1 protein-coding gene is annotated in these 552 nt (G+C 26.8%); it reads right to left on the reverse strand.

Annotated elements, in window-relative coordinates:
- The coding region (locus tag ACYVJ0_RS13775) for a hypothetical protein (protein ID WP_460818426.1) at positions 1-308 on the reverse strand (308 nt) is incomplete at its 3' end.
- Between the last annotated feature and the right edge of the window lie 244 nt (positions 309-552).

Genomic DNA, 552 nt, shown 5'->3' on the forward strand with positions numbered 1-552 from the left:
ACATTTGACCATTGACTTAGTAGACATAGTGGTGTAATAAATGTTGTTAGTAGAACAAAGTATAGACTAATACCATCAATACCAATATTAAGATGACAAAATGATAGAGTATTAAATTCTTGTACAAATTGATATTGTGTTGCACTTGAATCAAATTCTCCCCACATAATTACTGATAGAATAAATACAATTAGTGATACTACTAGAGCTACCTTCTTAATCCGATCAGCTCCAGCTGCTGTTGTATCATTCATAGGTAGTAGTGCAAGACTTCCTAGAAGTGGAATAACAATAAGTGTTGTTAGCATATTTTTAATTTAAATTTATAAAAGACCTCAATAACCCATTTAAATGGATCCCTAATAATAGGTTATGTACATAAATTCTTCATATTATAATTTATATTATAATAAGGTGTATGTACGCACACTTATATATACAATTTAACATACATACACAAATAGTAAACTAAAACACTATAATACTAAAATACCTATTATATATACTTTAATAGGGGAGTTGTATTTATGTTTAATTATATGATTATTATAG

This window comes from Microbacterium petrolearium, from assembly GCF_054782875.1.